Origin of the sequence: Flavobacterium psychroterrae, from assembly GCF_018380615.1 — a bacterium.
Taxonomy (GTDB): Bacteria; Bacteroidota; Bacteroidia; order Flavobacteriales; family Flavobacteriaceae; genus Flavobacterium; species Flavobacterium psychroterrae.
This window is the reverse complement of record NZ_JAGYVZ010000001.1, coordinates 153133-172983: the sequence shown is the minus strand read 5'-3', so window position 1 is coordinate 172983 and position 19851 is coordinate 153133. Positions and strand designations below refer to the sequence as shown.

Here is a 19851-nt window from a genome sequence, read left to right as displayed (position 1 = left end):
ATTTTTTAAAATATCTGCTCATTAAAAGTTAAGATCACCTAACATAAGTGCCTACATTTTTTTTAAATCAACAAAAGGGTAAAGGTTATTCTGTATTTATAGATACAAAACTGTAAAAAAGCCCTCGTGATTTTATCTGCAATAATAAACGAAGTTTTATTTTCTATCTATTTTTTTTATAGAAATGTACTAAAGTGTATTGTTCTTCACTACAAATATTAGTGCCGCGCTACATAAAAAAAGTCTATCTATCTGCCATTTTTTTAAGCTTTAGTTCCGATAAAAATATTTGAATTCAATAATTGTATTTTGCTGAATTTCAAGTGTTTATTTTATTAAAAACTATCAAAGACTAGTTTCAAACACAGTATCTATTACAAATTAAAAATTAAACGGTATGATTGATACAACTACTTATTCCTTTACAAAAATTTCTTTTCTGTTTTGTTGGCTTGCATTTTTATCGGCGTTACAAACCGTTAATGCACAAGCTCCCATAATAACTTCTTTTAGTCCAACAAGCGGACCTGTAGGAACAACAGTAACTTTAACCGGATCTGGTTTTAGCGCAACTGCCAATCAAAATATTGTTTTTTTTGGTGCTACAAAAGCAACTGTTACTATTGCAAGTAGTTCAAGTTTAACTGTTACTGTGCCGGTGGGAGCTACTTACGATCCTATATCGGTATTAAATGGAGCAAGTCTTTTAGTAGGATATTCTCATATTCCGTTTACTACAACTTTTACACCCAATAAAGGGAATATTACTACAGATGATATAAAACCTTTGGTAAACTTTAGTACAGGTGCTGGCGCGTTTAGTGTAGCTGTAAAAGATTTTGACGGAGATGGCAAAACCGATATTGCTGTAGGAAACTATAACGCTAGTGCAATATCTATTCTTCGTAATACATCGGTTAACGGTAGTATTACAGCTTCGTCTTTTGCTGCCAAAGTTGATTTTCCTGTTGCGTATCCAAGAGGAATTGCTACAGGTGATTTTGATGGTGATGGTAAGCCTGATCTTGCTGCAACAAGTAGTACCTACAATTCTATTGTTATTTTTAGAAATACCTCAACCACAATTGGAAATATCAATTTTCTTGATAAATTAAGTGTTACCACAGGAACAGGTCCACTTGGTTTAGTAGTTGGTGATATTGATTATGATGGCAAGCCAGATGTAGTTGTTGCAAATAATACCAAATACTATATCAGTACTGCGAAATACATCATCGGGGGTTGGGGTTTTTAGTTTTGCTACAAAAATTGACTTTACTGTAGGAACTGCTCCTTACGGAATATCACTTGCTGATATGGATGGAGATGGTAAGGTTGATGTGATAGTCCCAAATAGTAATGCAGTAGGTTCAGTAACGATTTTACGCAATACGTCAACCAGCGGAAATGTAAATTTTGCAGGATCAGTCAGTTTTGCTACAGATACATTTCCTTTCTATCTATCTGTAGGTGATTTGAATAAAGATGGCAAAGCCGATATTGCTGCTGCTAACGGAGGAGGTAGTTTGGTTTCTATTTTACAAAATACATCATCCGGAATTGGGAATATTAATTTTGCTGCCAGAGTTGATCTTCCTACAATTGCTACAGCAAATACTGTTGCAATTAATGATATGGACGGGGATGGTAATCTGGATATGGTAATAGCCTCTAATAATAATATTTTATCTTTTTTTCACAATACATCACCTGTTGGCGGAACTATTAGCTTTGGTAACAGGGTTGATTTTGCAAATAGTAATAACGCCAGGGCTATAGCAATTGCAGATTTTGACGGAGATGGCAAAAATGACGTATTAACAGGTAATAACGCCTCTAGTAATATTTCAGTTTTTCGTAATGATCCTTTATTAACACCAACGGTTCAGGCAAGCAATGTTATATTTACTGGTACAACGGGAACGGCAACAACAGCCAGCTGGACAAATGGTAACGGTTCATCAAGAGCGGTATTCATGTATGCCGGTTCCAGCGGAAGCCCGGTTCCTGTAGATTTGACAACTTATACGGCCAATGCAGCTTTTGGTGCAGGTACCCAAATAGGTACAACGGGTTGGTATTGTTTGTATAATGGTACAGGTACAACGGTAAATATTACGGGACTAACTTCGGGATTAACCTATCAGTTAATGACAGTTGAATACAATGGTTCTACAGCGGGAAATGAAGTATATTTTTCTACTGTAGGTACAGGAAATCCAGCGGGAGTTACCACTCTTAGTGATGTAGCTACCTTAAGTAATTTAAGTTTAAGTCAGGGAACATTAACTCCAGTTTTTGCAACAGCTACAACAGCTTATACAGCTACTGTACCAAATGCTGTTACGAGTTTGACATTGACACCAACTACAACAGATAGTAATGCAACAGTAAAAGTAAACGGGACAGTAGTAACCAGCGGAAATGCATCGGGAGTCGTAGATCTATTAGTTGGACCAAATGTTATTACAACGGTTGTAACCGCTCAGGATGGTACAACGATTGGAACTTATACGGTAACAGTCACCAGAACAGAACCCACTATTGTAACTACAGGAACTTTATCAGCATTAACTACAATTTATGGTACTCCGTCAGCATCAGCTACTTTTAACGTTTCAGGAACAGATATGGCGACAGGAATTTTAGTTACTCCACCCACGGGGTTTGAAGTAAGTACTGACGATATCACATTTACAAATACAATTACAGTTGGAGCAGCTGGTGTTATTGCTTCCGCACCAGTTTATGTTAGACTAAAAGGAACAGCCCCCGTAGGAAGTTATTCAGGCAATGTAGTTTTAACGAGTACTAATGCTACTACAGTGAATGTACCAACAATTTCGAGTACAGTTAATAAAGCAACTTTAACGATCACCGCTGATAACCAAAGTAAAGTTTATGGATCAGCAAATCCAACATTAACGGTAAGTTATACAGGATTCGTAAACGGCGATACGGAAGCAAGTTTGACAACACCGCCAACAATTTCTACCACAGCGGACGGAACAAGTCCTGTTGGGAATTATCCCATATCTGCAAGCGGCGCAGTTGATGCTAATTATACGATCAGTTATGTGGCGGGAACTTTAACGGTAACACCAGTTTCTTTAACGATCACCGCCGATGCCCAAAGTAAAATATATGGATCAGCAAATCCAACATTAACAGTAAGTTATACAGGATTCGTAAACGGCGATACGGAAGCAAGTTTGACAACACCGCCAACAATTTCTACCACAGCGGATACAGCAAGCGCAGTTGGAACTTATCCGATATCTGTAAGCGGAGCTATTTCTTCAAATTATACTTTTACTTATATTGATGGAACATTAACGGTAACTCCGGCAGTACTTACTATAACAGCGGATGATAAAATAAAGTTTATGGAGATGCCAATCCAACATTAACGGTAAGTTATACGGGATTTGTAAACGGTGATACGGAAGCAAGTTTGACAACACCGCCAACAATTTCTACCACAGCTGACGGAACAAGTCCTGTTGGGAATTATCCAATATCTGCAAGCGGCGCAGTGGATGCTAATTATACCATCAGTTATGTTGCGGGAACTTTAGCGGTAACACCAGTTATACTTACCATTACAGCCGATGCCCAAACCAAAACTTACGGATCAGCAAATCCAACATTAACAGTAAGTTATACAGGATTCGTAAACGGCGATACGGCATCAAGTTTGACAACACCGCCAACCATTTCTACCACAGCGGACGGAACAAGTCCTGTTGGGAGTTATCCAATATCTGCAAGCGGCGCAGTGGATGCTAATTATACGATCAGTTATGTTGCGGGAACTTTAGCGGTAACACCAGTTGCTTTAACGATCACCGCTGATAACCAAAGTAAAACTTACGGATCAGCAAATCCAACATTAACGGTAAGTTATACAGGATTCGTAAACGGCGATACGGCATCAAGTTTGACAACACCGCCAACCATTTCAACCACAGCGGATACAGCAAGCGCAGTTGGAACTTATCCGATATCTGTAAGCGGAGCAGTGGATGCTAATTATACTATTAGTTATGTTGCGGGAACTTTAGCGGTAACACCAGTTGTACTTACCATTACAGCCGATGCCCAAACCAAAAATTATGGATCAGCAAATCCAACATTAACGGTAAGTTATACAGGATTCGTAAACGGCGATACGGCATCAAGTTTGACAACACCGCCAACCATTTCAACCACAGCGGATACAGCAAGCGCAGTTGGAACTTATCCGATATCTGTAAGCGGAGCAGTGGATGCTAATTATACCATCAGTTATGTGGATGGAACTTTAACGGTAACACCAGTTGCTTTAACGATCACAGCTGATAACCAAAGTAAAACTTACGGATCAGCGAATCCAACATTAACAGTAAGTTATTCCGGATTTGTAAATGGAGACACGGCAGCAAGTTTAACGACTCCGCCAACCATTTCTACCACAGCGGACGCAGCAAGTCCTGTTGGCACTTATCCCATATCCGCAAGCGGAGCTATTTCTTCAAATTATACTTTTACTTATATTAATGGAACTTTAACTGTAAGTCCGGCACTATTAACAATTACTGCAAATGACCAGTTCAAAGTGTATGGATCAGCAAATCCGACACTAACTGTAAGTTATACAGGATTCTTAAACGGCGATACGGATGCAAGTTTGACAACTCTGCCAACAATTTCTACAACAGCAGATATAGCAAGCGCAGTTGGAACATATCCGATATCTGCAAGCGGAGCTATTTCTTCAAATTATACTTTTACTTATATTGATGGAAATTTAACGGTGACTCCTGCATTATTAACAATTACTACCAACGATCAAACCAAAACTTACGGATCAGCAAATCCAACATTAACGGTAAGTTATACAGGATTCTTAAATGGCGATACGGAAGTAAGTTTGACAACTCTGCCAACCATTTCTACCACAGCGGATACAGCAAGCGCAGTTGGAACTTATCCGATATCTGTAAACGGAGCAGTGGATGCTAATTATACCATCAGTTATGTTGCGGGAACTTTAACGGTAACTCCTGCATTATTAACAATTACTGCCAACGATCAATCTAAAGTGTACGGATCAGCAAATCCAACATTAACGGTAAGTTATACAGGATTCTTAAACGGCGATACGGAAGCAAATTTGACAACTCCGCCAACCATTTCTACAACAGCAGATATAGCAAGCGCAGTTGGAACATATCCAATTACGGCAATTGGCGCAGTTGGTGCCAATTATACGATCAGTTATGTTGCGGGAACTTTAACGGTAACTCCGGCATTGCTTACTATAACGGCTGATGATAAAAATAAAGTTTATGGAGATGCTAACCCAACACTTACAGCTTCTTACAGCGGATTTGTAAATGGTGATAATGAAGCAAGCTTGACAACTCTGCCAACCATTTCTACCACAGCGGACGGAGCAAGTCCTGTTGGCGCTTATCCCATATCTGCAAGTGGAGCTATTTCTTCAAATTATACTTTTACTTATATTGATGGAACTTTAACTGTAACTCCTGCTACTTTAACTGTTACTGCAAATGACCAATCTAAAGTTTATGGATCAGCAAATCCAACACTAACTGTAAGTTATACAGGATTCTTAAACGGCGATACGGCATCAAGCTTGACAACTCTGCCAACAATTTCCACAACAGCGGACGCAGCAAGTCCTGTTGGAAGTTATCCGATATCTGCAAGTGGAGCTATTTCTTCAAATTATACTTTTACTTATATTGATGGAACTTTAACTGTAAGTCCGGCAGTACTTACTATAACAGCGGATGATAAAAATAAAGTTTATGGAGATGTCAATCCAACATTAACGGTAAGTTATACAGGATTCTTAAACGGCGATACGGCAGCAAGTTTAACAACACCTCCAACCATTTCTACAACAGCGGATACAGCAAGTCCTGTTGGAAGTTATCCGATATCTGCAAGTGGAGCTATTTCTTCAAATTATATTTTTACTTATATTAATGGAACTTTAACTGTAAGTCCGGCAGTACTTACTATAACAGCGGATAATAAAACCAAAACTTACGGAGATGCTAACCCAACACTAACGGTAAGTTATACCGGATTTTTAAACGGCGATACGCAAGCAAGTTTAGCGACTCCGCCAACCATTTCTACCACAGCGGACGCAGCAAGTCCTGTTGGAACATATCTCATATCTGCAAGCGGAGCTATTTCTTCAAATTATACTTTTACTTATATTGATGGAACTTTAACTGTAAGTCCGGCATTATTAACAATTACTGCCAACGATCAATCTAAAGTTTACGGATCAGCGAATCCAACATTAACGGTAAGTTATACCGGATTCTTAAACGGCGATACGGATGCAAGTTTGACAACTCTGCCAACCATTTCTACCACAGCGGACGGAGCAAGTCCTGTTGGCACTTATCCCATATCTGCAAGCTGAGCTATTTCTTCAAATTATACTTTTACTTATATTGATGGAACTTTAACTGTAAGTCCTGCTACTTTAACTATTACTGCAAATGACCAATCTAAAGTTTACGGATCAGCAAACCCAACATTAACGGTAAGTTATACAGGATTCTTAAACGGCGATACGGAAGCAAGTTTGACAACACCGCCAACAATTTCTACTACAGCGGACGGAGCAAGTCCTGTTGGAAGTTATCCGATATCTGCAAGTGGAGCTATTTCTTCAAATTATACTTTTACTTATATTAATGGAACTTTAACTGTAAGTCCGGCAGTATTAACAATTACTGCCAACGATCAATCTAAAGTTTACGGATCAGCGAATCCAACATTAACGGTAAGTTATGCCGGATTCTTAAACGGCGATACGGATGCAAGTTTGACAACTCTGCCAACCATTTCTACAACAGCAGATACAGCAAGCCCTGTTGGCACTTATCCCATATCTGCAAGTGGAGCTATTTCTTCAAATTATACTTTTACTTATATTGATGGAAATTTAACTGTAAGTCCGGCATTATTAACAATTACTGCTAATGACCAATCTAAAGTTTACGGAGATGCAAATCCAACATTAACGGTAAATTATACAGGATTCTTAAACGGCGATACGGAAGCAAATTTGACAACTCCGCCAACAATTTCCACGACGGCGGACGGAGCAAGTCCTGTTGGAAGTTATCCGATATCTGCAAGTGGAGCTACTTCTTCAAATTATACTTTTAATTATATTGATGGAACTTTAACGGTGACTCCGGCAGTACTTACTATAACAGCGGATGATAAAATCAAAGTTTACGGAGATGCAAATCCAACATTAACGGTAAGTTATACAGGATTCTTAAACGGCGATACGGAAGCAAATTTGACAACTCCGCCAACCATTTCTACCACAGCAGATATAGCAAGCGCAGTTGGAACATATCCAATTACGGCAATTGGCGCAGTTGGTGCCAATTATACGATCAGTTATGTTGCGGGAACTTTAACGGTAACTCCGGCATTGCTTACTATAACGGCTGATGATAAAAATAAAGTTTATGGAGATGCTAACCCAACACTTACAGCTTCTTACAGCGGATTTGTAAATAGTGATAATGAAGCAAGTTTAAGTACAGCTCCAACTATTACTACCACAGCCAATGCAACAAGTCCTGTGGGAAGTTATCCAATAACAGTTAATGGAGCTATTTCTTCAAATTATACCATTAGTTATGTTGACGGAACTTTGCTTGTTACAAGCGCAACACTGTTAACAATTACTGCCAATAATCAAACCAAGATTTACGGAGAAGCAAATCCTGTTTTAACAGTGAATTATGTTGGTTTTGTAAATGGTGATACCGAAGCTGATTTAACTACTCTGCCAACAGTTACTACTACTGCAGATATATCTAGTTCGGTAGGAGAATATCCAATTACGGCAAGTGGAGCAGCTTCTCCTAATTATACTATCACCTATCTACCTGGATTACTAACTGTAACACCGGCTAATCTCGCAATTTCGGCAGATGATAAAACCAAGATTTACGGAGAAGGAAATCCCATATTGACGGTTAATTACACGGGATTTGTAAATGGTGATACAGAAGCTGATTTAACTACTTTACCAACTGTTACTACTACTGCTGATGCGTCTAGTCCGGTTGGTGTTTATTCACTAACAATAAGCGGTGCGACTTCGATAAATTACACTATTGGTTACACATCAGGAGCAATCTTAACTATTACTCCTGCGATTTTAGCGATCACAGTTGATAATCAAACTAAGTTTTATGGTGATGCTAATCCAGCATTCACGGCAAGTTATTCAGGATTTGTAAACGGAGATACCGAGTTAAGTTTAACGACTCCGCCAACAATCTCTACAATAGCTGATGCAACAAGTCCTGTTGGAATATATCCCATTACGGCAAGTGGAGCAGTTTCTTCCAATTATACTTTTACTTACGTTGATGGAACTTTAACTGTAACTCCTGCAATTTTAACGATCACAGCTAACGATCAAAGTAAGCTTTATGGTTCATCAAATCCAGCATTCACAGCAAGTTATACTGGATTTGTAAACGGAGATTCCGAGTTAAGTTTAACGACTCCGCCAACAATCTCTACAATAGCTGATGCAACAAGTCCTGTTGGAATATATCCAATTACGGCAAGTGGAGCAGCTTCATCCAATTATACTTTTACTTACGTTGATGGAACTTTAACTGTAACTCCTGCAATTTTAGCGATCACAGCTGATAATCAGACTAAGCTATATGGTGATGCTAATCCAGCCTTAACAGCAAGTTATACTGGGTTTGTCAATGGAGATACCGAGTTAAGTTTAACTACTCCGCCAACAATTTCTACAATAGCTGATGCAACAAGTCCGGTTGGAAGTTATCCCATTACGGCAAGTGGAGCAGTTTCTTCCAATTATACAATTAGTTACGTTGATGGAACTTTAACTATAACAACAGCCATTTTGACGATCACAGCTAACGATCAAAGTAAGCTTTATGGTTCATCAAATCCAGCATTCACGGCAAGTTATACTGGATTTGTAAATGGAGATACCGAGTTAAGTTTAACGACTCCGCCAACAATCTCTACAATAGCTGATGCAATAAGTCCTGTTGGAAATTATCCCATTACGGCAAGTGGAGCAGTTTCTTCCAATTATACAATTACTTACGTTGATGGAACTTTAATTGTAACTCCTGCAATTTTAACGATCACAGCTGATAATCAGACTAAGCTATATGGTGATGCGAATCCAACTTTTACAGCAAGTTATTCAGGATTTGTCAACGGAGATACTGCAGAAAACTTGACAACGCCGCCAACTATTACAACAACAGCTCTCGTATCAAGCGATGTTGGAAATTATCCAATCATTATAAATGGTGCCGTAAGTTCAAATTATACAATTACTTATATTAATGGAACTTTAGCAGTAACTACAGCACCTTTAACAATTACAGCTGATAATAAAACCAGACCTTACGGAGCTGCTAATCCTGCTTTAACAGCAAGTTATACCGGATTTGTAAATGGGGATACGGCTATGAGCTTAACCACGCCTCCCATTATTGCAACAATTGCAAATATAATAAGTCCGGTGGGAGTTTACGCTATCACGGTAAATGGTGCTGCAGATTCTAATTACAGCATTACATATGTCACTGGAACACTTACTGTAACATCAGCTATTGATGTAAACTTAGCGAGTTTGACAGTTAATAATGGTTCTTTGAATCCTGCATTTTCGCCTAATGTGATATCATATAATACAACAGTTGCCAATAATATTACAACAGAAACCATAACAGTAATAGCAGATGATCCTTTGGTAACTATTACAATAAATGGAATAGCAGTTCAAAGCGGAGTTCCCAGCACGATTTCTTTAGCTCCGGGTACAAATCCAGTCCTTATTAAAGTTATTGGAGAAGATGGTACAACAACCAAAACCTATACAATCAATATTGTAAGAGAGGGTGCTGATATTGCCACTTTATCAAATTTAGTAATTAGCAGCGGAATATTAAATCCTGTATTTGAATCGGATGTAAGCAATTACAATACAGTTGTTAAATACAATGTAAATTCTATTACCGTAACACCAACTGTAACAGATCCGGGATCTACGGTTACAATAAATGGATTGCCTGTTTCCAGTGGAACAGCTTCTGCTCCGATAATTTTGACCTCGGGAGATAATAGTATTGAAACCATTGTTACCGCTCAGGATGGTATTACGAAACAGACTTATACAGTTGTGGTGCATAAAGCAGTTTCTCCTGAATCCTTAATCGTAACGAATATTTTATCACCAAACGGCGACGGAAAAAATGATTTCTGGGAAATTCAGGATATCCTATTGTATCCTAATAATAAGGTAACTGTTTTCGACAGAGCGGGACGTATAATATATTCTAAAAATGGCTATAATAATGAGTGGGAAGGATCATATAGCGGTTCGCCATTGAATAACGATACCTATTATTATCTAATTGAGTTGGGCGATGATATACCTCGATTAAAAGGATTTATAAGCATTATTAGAGATTAATAATTCTTGGAAAAAAGTTTAAAAAATATAATTGTTATATCATAACCATACAGATATGAATACAGGAAAAAAAATATTTATGAAATTATTTGTCATCAAACCAATGCTGGTTTTTAGTTTAGCTTTTTTGGTAAACAATACCGCTAATGCACAATTAAATAAATTTGAAGCTATGTATTTTCAAAACCAATATTTAGGAAATCCTGCTATGGCTGGATTAAATAAAGGCGTAAACCTAAATATTGGATATCAGAGACAATGGGATGAGGTACCCGGAAATCCCGTGATGATGTACGGAACAGCAGAATATAATCCGGATAGCAGAATGGCTTATGGTCTTACTTTCAATAGCGATAGAGCAGGACTTATAACCAATAACAGAATTTTAGGAACTTTTGCCTATCACTTGCCAATTGACAGAGATGGAGAACGTAAAATAAATTTCGGACTTTCATTTGGTGCACGGTTTCTCTCTCTTGACAAAAGTAAAATTAACGGTAATATTGACGATCCTTCGATCCAGAATTTTAACGAAGGCGGTGCTTTAGATGGTGATTTTGGTATTTCGTATACTTCAAAATTCTTAACCGTTCAGGCTTCAGTACCCAACCTGAATAATGTTTTTTTTGCAAATGATAATCTCGAAAGAAAATATGTAGACAATCAGGTATTTTATTCTGCTATAAGTTATAAATTATATGTAACAAGTAAAATAGATGATTTTAATATTGAACCTCTTCTTGCTTTTAGAGGTATTAGAGGATATAAAAATATTGTAGATACAGGTGTCAATGTCAATATGCCTGAATATCAATTGAATATAGCCGCATTGTATCATACCAACCAGACTATTTCTGGTTCGTTTGGGATTTCAATAGATAATTTAGGAATCTTTTTAGCATATTCAAGTTTTATCGGAAACTCCGGAGCTTATGCAAATGATGCACTGGAATTTGGTTTAAGCTATAAAATTTTTGATTAGCAATTTTTTGATTGCATTTTATTAGTTAGTAATTAGTTGAAAAACCCTGTTTTTGGCAGGGTTTTTTATTTGATAAATAATCAGTAACCTCGGGTTAACCTATAAGATATTTTTAAAGAAGAATCATAATCGGCGCAACATTATTGCCCACGAATGACACGGATTCACTATCGCGAAAACGCGGATTTATACAGATTTTTTTTAGTGTTCTAAAATGTGAAATATATTAGGTGTTGTCTGGCTGAGCGAAGTTGAGCCCATGGTCCAATTGGAGTACTCTTTGACTTCGCTCTGGGTGACATTCGTTTATAAAAAACTTGAAAAACAGAAAATTATATTGTAAAGCGTATTGCCCTAGCCGTGATGGGAGCCTACCGTCTGGACACAAATATTATTAATCAATTTTGAACACGAATTTCAAGAATTTGCACAAATTTTAATAGGTTAATTTATTTTCTGAAATTAATTCCACAAACTAAATTAGTGTCAATTAGTGAAATTCGTGTTTGTTTTGTACTTGTGTCCAGACGGTAGGATGGAAGCGGTATCCTTTTTATTTTTTCTTTAAAAATAAAAAGATCTAGCGTACAGCAGGAAATAGCTCCAAATTTATAAAAAAGCCTACTATATCGATAGGATAAAAAAAGATTCGGTTTTTATATTGAAATTCAAATTATCTCTTTAAATTTGCCGCAGCAATGAAAAACGATAACCAGTATACAATTTATTATAGCAACACGTATTGTGCAACTATGCGATCTTATGAACTGGCTTATATATAAAATAAAAATATTTATTTCCGGAAGCCTTTCATAACTATTGAAGGGCTTTTTGATTTTAAATTTAGAATTTCGGTTGTGATAAAAACTTATGTCTGTGGATATATCAGACTTAACTTTAATTAAAAAAATGATTGAATTAAAAAATGTCACCAAGAATTTTCATCAAAAAAACCGAATCGTTTCGGCTTTATCAGATGTTTCGCTTAAGGTTCCTCCAGGGAAAATCTTTGGTGTAATTGGAACTTCGGGAGCTGGAAAAAGCACATTAATCCGATGTGTGAATTTATTGGAAAGACCAACTTCGGGAGAAATTATCGTAGACGGAAAATCACTAATCCAATTGTCAAACGCACAATTAGCGATTGAAAGAAGACAAATAGGAATGATTTTTCAGCATTTTAATTTGCTTTCGTCAAGAACAGTTTTTGAGAATGTAGCTTTTCCGTTAGAATTAGTTGGCGCTTCAAAAGCTGATATTCAGACTCGTGTTGCCGAATTATTGCAATTAGTAGGTTTAGCCGAAAAAGCAAACGATTATCCTGCAAGCCTTTCCGGAGGTCAAAAACAAAGAGTTGCAATTGCAAGAACATTGGCAAATAACCCAAAAGTACTTTTGTGCGATGAGGCGACAAGTGCGCTTGATCCCGCAACAACAAGATCGATTTTAAATTTATTGAAAGATATTAATCGTCGTTTAAACATCACGATTTTGTTGATTACGCACCAAATGGAAGTTGTCAAATCAATTTGCGATGAGGTTGCCGTAATCAGCCATGGAAAATTGATCGAGCAGGGAAGTGTAGGCGAAATTTTTGCAGATCCCAAACATGAATTAACCAAAGAATTTATTGCTTCGTCATTACATCTTGATATTCCCAGAGTATATCAGGAACGATTACAAAAGGAAGATGGAGAAGGCTTAAGTCCGTTATTAAGACTTGAGATGACAGGAAAATCAGTAAATGAACCAGTTATTTCAGAGGTTTCAAGATTGTTTGATACAAATTTCAAAATTGTCAGCGCACAAATGGATCAGGCGGGAGATGTAAATTTCGGAGTAATGTTGATTGAACTATCCGGAAAACGTGAAAATTACGAAGCTGCAATTCAATATTTTATTTCTAAACATATTAAAACAGAAATTATAGGTTATGTCTGATTCAATTATTACCTTATTATTAAATGGTACCTGGGAAACTATTGTAATGACATTTGTGTCGGGATTTTTTGGTTTCGCATTAGGACTTCCAACAGGAGTTTTGCTTTTTCTTACCCGAAAAAATCAAATCTTAGAGCAACCGGTTTTTAACCGAATTTTATCGATTTTGGTAAATATTTTTCGTTCAATTCCCTTCATTATATTAATTGTCTGGATGATTCCGTTTACACGTGCTTTGGTAGGAACTTCTATAGGCGTAAGCGCTGCATTGGTTCCGTTAATTATTGGAGCAGCCCCATTTATAGCAAGACTTGTCGAGAATAGTCTTTTAGGTTTGCCTTCAGGATTAATTGAAGCCGCAAGAGCTTTAGGCGCAACACCTTTACAAATTGTATATAAAGTATTACTTCCAGAAGCTTTGCCATCATTAATTAACGCAGCATCGATCACATTAATTACCCTTGTAGGATATTCTGCAATGGGTGGAGCTGTTGGCGCCGGTGGTTTAGGACAGGTGGGTTATCAGTATGGATATATTGGTTATGATGCCGTAACAATGAACTCAGTATTAGCATTACTGGTGATATTGGTATTTATAATTCAGTTTATTGGAGACTTTTTATCAAAACGATTTGACCATAGATAATAGTTTTGATAATACTTTGAGATTTTACCGCAAAAGCGTGAAGTTTTTATGCTTTGTGAATGCTTTGAAATTTTACCGCAAAGTGCGCAAAGTTTTTTTACTATGCTAAGTTTGTTAAAAACACAAAGTTCGCAAAGCTTTGTGAATACTAGGAGATTTTACACCTAAGCTTTGTGAACTTAAATTGTATTTACACACTTAAATCTTAGTGAACTTTGCGAAAAACTTTGTGCACTTTGCGGTAAAAACACACATTAAAACACACATAAATTAAGAATTAAAAAACTAAAGAATAAGAGAATGAATACTAAACTAAATTTCTTAAAAATAACTGCAATTGTTGCCTTAACACTATCATTGGCAAATTGCGGAAAAAGCAAAAACAATGATCCACATTATATTAAAGTTGGTGTTGCAACCGGACCGGAATATAAAGTGGCAGAAGCAGCTAAAAAAGTAGCAAAAGAAAAATACGGACTTGAAGTCGAATTGATTTCTTTTAACGATTATGTGATTCCTAACGAAGCTTTAAGCCAGGGAGATATTGATGCAAATGCTTTTCAGCACAAACCATATCTTGACGAGCAATCAAAACAACGCGGTTATAAACTAGCAATCATTGGCAAAACATTTATTTACCCAATTGCGGCTTATTCTAAAAAAATCAAAAACCTTTCGGAATTAAAAAACGAAAGCACGATTATTATTCCAAATGATCCAACAAACTGTGGACGTTCATTATTGCTTTTACAGAAAAACGGATTATTAACCCTTCGTCCAAATGTGGGTTTATTGCCTAAAGTAACAGATATTGTAAGCAATCCTAAAAACCTGAAGATATTAGAATTAGAAGCGCCACAATTACCAAGAGCTCTTGATGACGAAAAGGTTTCAATTGCAATAATCAACAATACTTTTGCTTCTCAATCCGGATTAGTTCCGTCTCGTGATGCATTATTTGTTGAGGATAAAGATTCTCCTTATGTAAACTTAGTAGTTAGTCGTGAAGACAATAAAAACGAAGAAAAAGTAAAACAGTTTCTGCAAGCATTTCAGTCAGCAGAAGTTGAAGCAGCAGCACTTAGAGAATTTAAAGGCGGAGCTGTAAAAGGCTGGTAAAAATATTTTATCACTTTTATGCAAACAAAAAGCGCTGAATCTACTAAGATTCAGCGCTTTCTTTATTTTGGTTTAAAACCAAATCATTATTAGTTTTTAATCTTTTTCTTTCCTTCAATGTTAGGTAAAAAAGTAGTCAGAATTCCTATCAAAGGTAAAAAGGCACAAACCTTAAATACATATTCAATGCTTGTTGTATCAGCCAGTTTTCCTAATACTGCCGATCCTAATCCGCCCATACCAAACGCCAATCCGAAGAAAAGTCCCGCTATTAAACCAACTTTCCCCGGAACAAGTTCTGTCGCATAAACCAAAATTGCAGAGAAAGCAGATGATATAATTAAACCAATTAAGACCGATAAAATTCCTGTCCAGAAAAGCGAAGCATAAGGCAATAGTAAAGTAAAAGGGGCAACGCCTAAAATAGAAATCCAGATAATATATTTTCGACCAAAACGATCTCCTAAAGCTCCGCCAAACAATGTCCCGGCTGCAACAGCGCCCATAAATGCAAAAAGATAAATTTGAGATTCCTGTACTGACAATTGAAATTTATCAATAAGATAGAAAGTATAGTAACTTGTCATACTTGCCATATAAAAATATTTCGAAAATATTAATACCAGCAAAATACCCAATGAAAAGATCACTTTTTTTCTTGAAAGTGAATGATGAATTTCCTCCGTAACAGTAGATTTGTTTTTTGCTTTTAAAGCTAAATGTTTCTGATACCATTTTGCAATTCCTGAAAGAATCACAATTCCCAGAACCGCTGCAATACAAAACCAGATTATATTAAACTGACCGTAAGGAACCACAATAATCGCTGCAAGCAAAGGTCCAATCGCACTTCCTGCATTTCCTCCTAATTGAAAAATAGACTGAGCCAGACCTTTTTTTCCGCCGGAAGCCATATGTGCAACCCTTGAAGCCTCAGGATGAAATATAGACGATCCAATACCAATTAAACTTACCGCAAGTAAAATATTAGTAAAACTTGAAGCCACGGCAACCGCAGCCAAACCTACCATTGTAAAAACCATTGCAATTGCTAATGAATACGGGCGTGGTTTTCTATCTGTATAAAAACCAATAAAGGGTTGTAAAATCGATGCTGTAAGTTGATACGTTAACGTAATCAATCCGATTTCTGTAAACGTTAAATGAAATTTGTCTTTTATAATAGGATACACCGCAGGAATTACAGCTTGTAATAAGTCATTTATAAAATGCGTAAAGCTGATGGTAAATAAAATTGAAAAAACAGTTTGCTGGGCTAATTGTTTAGTATCAATTGTGGAGTTTGTTAAACTTGAATTTGTCTTCATGATGTAAAATCAGATGATCTGATGAATTTGGTAAAAAATTAGTAATTAATATGTCCTATTATTTTGGCGACAGTATTCCAGGCTTTTTTAGAATCTTTTGCAATGATGCTTTCTAAAAGCTGTTCATGTATTGAATAAGTATTTTGAAATATTTGAATATCAGGATAAAGTTCCAAAAAACCTTTTTTGAGATGTATTGCAACAGATTGATACAAATCAGCCAGAATTTCATTTTTAGAAGCTTCAGCAATTGCAATATGAAATTGTACATCAGCCTCAATACATTCTTCCAGTAAACCTTCTTTCGCTGCTTTTACTCGATTGGCTAAATGCAGTTTCATTGCTGTTATATCATCATCAGTTCTGTTAAGAGCCGCTTTTTCAGCAATTTTGAGTTCTAATAATTGTCGGACTTCATCAATATCCTGAACCTTTGCCCGCATTAATTTATCATTCATAGGTTCGCGGGTACTGTTGATTTCCTGTACAAATGTTCCAAGACCCTGCTTAATTTTGAGTAATCCGGAATTAGACAACAATTTCATCGCTTCCCTGATCGAAGATCGGCCTACGCCAAAACTCTTCATAAGTTCCGTTTCAATAGGCAATTTATCATTGATTTTATAATAGCCCTCAGATATTTGCTCCTGTAATTTTGAAGCAACTTCTTCAGCCAAAGATTTTTTATGGATAATTGTTTTCATTTGTCATATCATCTGATGATTGCAAAAATAGCGAAATATCTTCATTAACAAAAAGACTTTTAACCACAAATTTATCAATGAAGAAATGGATATAAACAAAATCCAAATCAAATCATTGTCTCTCTGTACTTTGCATTTTTCTCTATTAATCTGCGCTGCGATGAAATAAATATTAAAATCGTATAACTTTTCTCATAAATTATATAACACATCTTTTATTTTATTTTATCATTTTTGCTTTGTTCTAAAATTAGAATGTATACAAATCGTAACTATTTTTAATACATAAATCCCAAATCTATGAGAAATATTAACCAAATTGCTATTGTTTCGAGTGTCTTAATAACATTATTTAGCTGCTCAAGTGACGATAAAGTCGATGTAAATCCAGGTACTACTACAAATCCTGTAGAAGGAAATGCTGCTAATACCGCTTACAAACCTGCATTTGAAGGACAAACCAGAATTAGTGGTGTTCAAACAAATACACCTTATGAAGGAGTTGTTCTTGCAACAACATTATCAAGTCCGTGGGGAATAAAAAGTTTGCCTGATGGCAGATTATTAATCACAGAAAAAACAGGAACAATGCGCATCGCTACAACAGCGGGAGTTTTAAGCGCACCAATTACTGGTATTCCGGCCGTAAATTCAGTTGGACAAGGTGGTTTATTAGGTTTGACGATTGATCCTGATTTTGCCACAAATCGTATGATTTACTGGGTTTTTGCCGAAGCTACAACTGGCGGAAATAATACCGCTGTAGCGAAAGGAAAACTTTCAGCTGACGAAAAAACGATAGAAGGTGCCACCATAATTTACAGAGCAAAACCTGCAAATGCAAGCACACTTCACTATGGCGGACGTATACTTTTTGATAAATCAGGTTTCCTTGTTGTAAGTACCGGAGAACGCTCTGTGCTGGAAACAAGACCATTAGCACAATCTGTTTCATCAGGTTTAGGTAAAGTGGTTAGAATTACAAAAGAAGGTCAGCCTGCAACCGGAAATCCTACTTTTACGGGAACGGGAGCTTTGCCTGAGTTATATACTATTGGACACAGAAATCCGCAAGGTTTAGCACTTAATCCTGTTACAAATGAAATCTGGTTGTCTGAGCACGGACCACGTGGAGGAGACGAAATCAACCGTTTAAAAGCAGGTTCTAATTACGGATGGCCAACAATTACATACGGAATTGAATATAGCGGAGAAAAAATTGGTGCAGGAATTACACAACAAGATGGTTTAGAGCAACCGGTTTACTATTGGGATCCCGTGGTTTCACCAAGTGGTATGACTTTCTACACAGGAAATCGTGTTCCGGAATGGCAAAATAACCTTTTTATAGGATCATTAAGCGCAACGCACCTTATTCGTCTAGCTATAAAAGACAATAAAGTAATTGGCGAGGAAAGACTTCTTGCTTCAGAAGGTCAGCGTTTTAGAGATGTTACTCAAGGAACTGACGGAGCTTTATACGCTGTAACAGATGGCGGAAGACTTTATAAAATTGACAAGAAATAAGATATTATTTTTAAATATATATTCTTAACAGAATAAAATTAATGGCGCTATTTGGCGCCATTTTTTGTTATCCCAAGCAGGGTTTCCTATATTTGAATGAAGATTAAACCAAAAGTATTGAACAGTAAGATTACAACATATTCGCTGGCACATCATAAAAGTCTGTTTACCGATGCTGTAAATAATAAAGATTACTTTTATGTTCAGGCAGAAAATCATCCGTATATCAGCGAACCTTATCGCGCAGAAAGTTATGCAATAGAGTTTCTTAGAAAGGGAAGTATTGTAATGCAGACTAAACTGAAAAAAGTCCTCATTCACGCTCCTGCAATCCTTACATTAGGACCGTCGGTAATTAGAAGTTTTACAAAAGACAGTGACGAAATTTTAATCGATATTATCTTTTTCAAACCACAATTTTTTCTTCATAATCAGGCAAATGTATTTTTTCTGTCAAAATATGAATTTTTCGATAATAGTGAAATGCATGTTTTTAATTTGGATAAAAACAGCAAAGAAAAATTTGAGCAAATCTTCTCATTACTCAAACAATCGATTGAAAATGAATCAAATCATCAGCCATCAATTCTTCGTGGTTATTTGTATATTCTGATTTACGAACTCGATTCCATTAAGCAGAAAATTGATAACGATATTGCACAAAATCCAATTTTTGAAAAGTTTAAGGAAATACTTTTCAGAGATTTTATAAGCCAAAGATCAGTTCAATATTATGCCGATGCTTTGAATGTTACGCGCAAATATTTATCAGAAGTAATTAAAAATAATAGCGGCAAAACAGCCAGTAATTGGATAGAAGATATCATCGTTCTGGAAGCCAAAGTATTACTTCAAAATAAAAACCTGACCATCAACCAAATTAGCGATATATTAAACTTCTCGAATCAATCAGCTTTTGGGAGATTTTTTAAAAATGCTGCAGGAATTTCACCTTTAGAATATCGAAGGAATATTTAACGGCAATGCTGCAAAGTTTTACGCCTGCTTAGTCATTATGAGGAACGAAGAATCCTGGTTAGAAGCTCCGTAACTATTGGCGGGTGCAA

At 36.4% G+C, this 19851-nt stretch carries 12 protein-coding genes and 1 pseudogene; 11 read left to right on the top strand and 2 right to left on the bottom strand.

The features are described 5' to 3' along the window. The first annotated feature begins 397 nt into the window (after positions 1-397). From KHA90_RS00660 to metQ, 9 genes and pseudogenes are all read left to right on the top strand, one after another. Positions 398-1255, top strand: a complete 858-nt coding sequence (locus tag KHA90_RS00660) for an FG-GAP-like repeat-containing protein (RefSeq protein ID WP_213293754.1) — start codon at positions 398-400, stop codon at positions 1253-1255. Beyond that, entirely contained in the window at positions 1191-3410 is a 2220-nt protein-coding gene (locus KHA90_RS00655; protein WP_213293751.1) for an MBG domain-containing protein, read from the top strand. Before KHA90_RS00660 ends, KHA90_RS00655 begins: the two co-directional genes overlap by 65 nt. Before the next feature lie 29 nt (positions 3411-3439). After that, positions 3440-3517 (top strand): annotated as a pseudogene (locus KHA90_RS25710) (hypothetical protein); the annotation flags it as partial. A gap of 18 nt (positions 3518-3535) precedes the next feature. Continuing rightward, positions 3536-6448 carry a beta strand repeat-containing protein gene (locus KHA90_RS25705; protein ID WP_317197363.1) on the top strand — a complete coding sequence of 971 codons (2913 nt, stop codon included), beginning with the start codon at positions 3536-3538 and terminating at the stop codon, positions 6446-6448. A 165-nt stretch (positions 6449-6613) separates the two neighbouring features. Beyond that, positions 6614-10537, top strand: coding sequence for an MBG domain-containing protein (locus KHA90_RS00645; RefSeq protein ID WP_213293746.1), 3924 nt, complete (start codon positions 6614-6616; stop codon positions 10535-10537). Between the two features lie 55 nt (positions 10538-10592). Next, the gene (locus KHA90_RS00640) at positions 10593-11519 is read left to right on the top strand and encodes a PorP/SprF family type IX secretion system membrane protein (RefSeq protein ID WP_213293742.1); all 927 of its coding nucleotides are present in this window, start codon (positions 10593-10595) and stop codon (positions 11517-11519) included. Between the two features lie 909 nt (positions 11520-12428). Next, a complete protein-coding gene (gene metN, locus KHA90_RS00635; RefSeq protein WP_213293740.1) occupies positions 12429-13460 on the top strand; it encodes a methionine ABC transporter ATP-binding protein MetN in 1032 nt (343 codons plus the stop codon). Then, positions 13453-14106 (top strand): methionine ABC transporter permease MetI, encoded by a 654-nt coding sequence (locus KHA90_RS00630; protein WP_213293738.1) that lies wholly within the window; start codon positions 13453-13455, stop codon positions 14104-14106. The genes metN and KHA90_RS00630 overlap by 8 nt, the downstream gene beginning before the upstream one ends. Before the next feature lie 300 nt (positions 14107-14406). Continuing rightward, positions 14407-15225, top strand: coding sequence for a methionine ABC transporter substrate-binding lipoprotein MetQ (gene metQ, locus KHA90_RS00625; protein WP_213293736.1), 819 nt, complete (start codon positions 14407-14409; stop codon positions 15223-15225). Positions 15226-15314: 89 nt separating this feature from the next. Here metQ and KHA90_RS00620 read toward each other — a convergent pair whose 3' ends face one another. Both KHA90_RS00620 and KHA90_RS00615 read right to left on the bottom strand, forming a co-directional pair. After that, complete coding sequence (locus tag KHA90_RS00620) at positions 15315-16553, bottom strand: MFS transporter (RefSeq protein ID WP_213293734.1); 1239 nt, start codon at positions 16551-16553, stop codon at positions 15315-15317. A 38-nt stretch (positions 16554-16591) separates the two neighbouring features. Beyond that, on the bottom strand, positions 16592-17257 hold the full coding sequence (locus KHA90_RS00615) for a FadR/GntR family transcriptional regulator (RefSeq protein WP_213293732.1): 666 nt from the start codon (positions 17255-17257) through the stop codon (positions 16592-16594). A 300-nt stretch (positions 17258-17557) separates the two neighbouring features. Between KHA90_RS00615 and KHA90_RS00610 the strand changes: the two genes are divergently transcribed. Then, positions 17558-18784 (top strand): PQQ-dependent sugar dehydrogenase, encoded by a 1227-nt coding sequence (locus KHA90_RS00610; RefSeq protein ID WP_213293730.1) that lies wholly within the window; start codon positions 17558-17560, stop codon positions 18782-18784. Between the two features lie 96 nt (positions 18785-18880). Then, entirely contained in the window at positions 18881-19762 is an 882-nt protein-coding gene (locus tag KHA90_RS00605; protein WP_213293728.1) for a helix-turn-helix domain-containing protein, read from the top strand. The last annotated feature ends 89 nt before the right edge of the window (positions 19763-19851 follow it).

Excerpts from the sequence above, each read along its gene's own strand:
- metN (WP_213293740.1), top strand. The coding sequence starts at position 12,429 with ATGATTGAATTAAAAAATGTCACCAAGAATTTTCATCAAAAAAACCGA.
- KHA90_RS00615 (WP_213293732.1), bottom strand. The coding sequence starts at position 17,257 with ATGAAAACAATTATCCATAAAAAATCTTTGGCTGAAGAAGTTGCTTCA.
- KHA90_RS00660 (WP_213293754.1), top strand. The coding sequence starts at position 398 with ATGATTGATACAACTACTTATTCCTTTACAAAAATTTCTTTTCTGTTT.
- KHA90_RS00630 (WP_213293738.1), top strand. The coding sequence starts at position 13,453 with ATGTCTGATTCAATTATTACCTTATTATTAAATGGTACCTGGGAAACT.
- KHA90_RS00605 (WP_213293728.1), top strand. The coding sequence starts at position 18,881 with ATGAAGATTAAACCAAAAGTATTGAACAGTAAGATTACAACATATTCG.
- metQ (WP_213293736.1), top strand. The coding sequence starts at position 14,407 with ATGAATACTAAACTAAATTTCTTAAAAATAACTGCAATTGTTGCCTTA.
- KHA90_RS00620 (WP_213293734.1), bottom strand. The coding sequence starts at position 16,553 with ATGAAGACAAATTCAAGTTTAACAAACTCCACAATTGATACTAAACAA.
- KHA90_RS00640 (WP_213293742.1), top strand. The coding sequence starts at position 10,593 with ATGAATACAGGAAAAAAAATATTTATGAAATTATTTGTCATCAAACCA.
- KHA90_RS00610 (WP_213293730.1), top strand. The coding sequence starts at position 17,558 with ATGAGAAATATTAACCAAATTGCTATTGTTTCGAGTGTCTTAATAACA.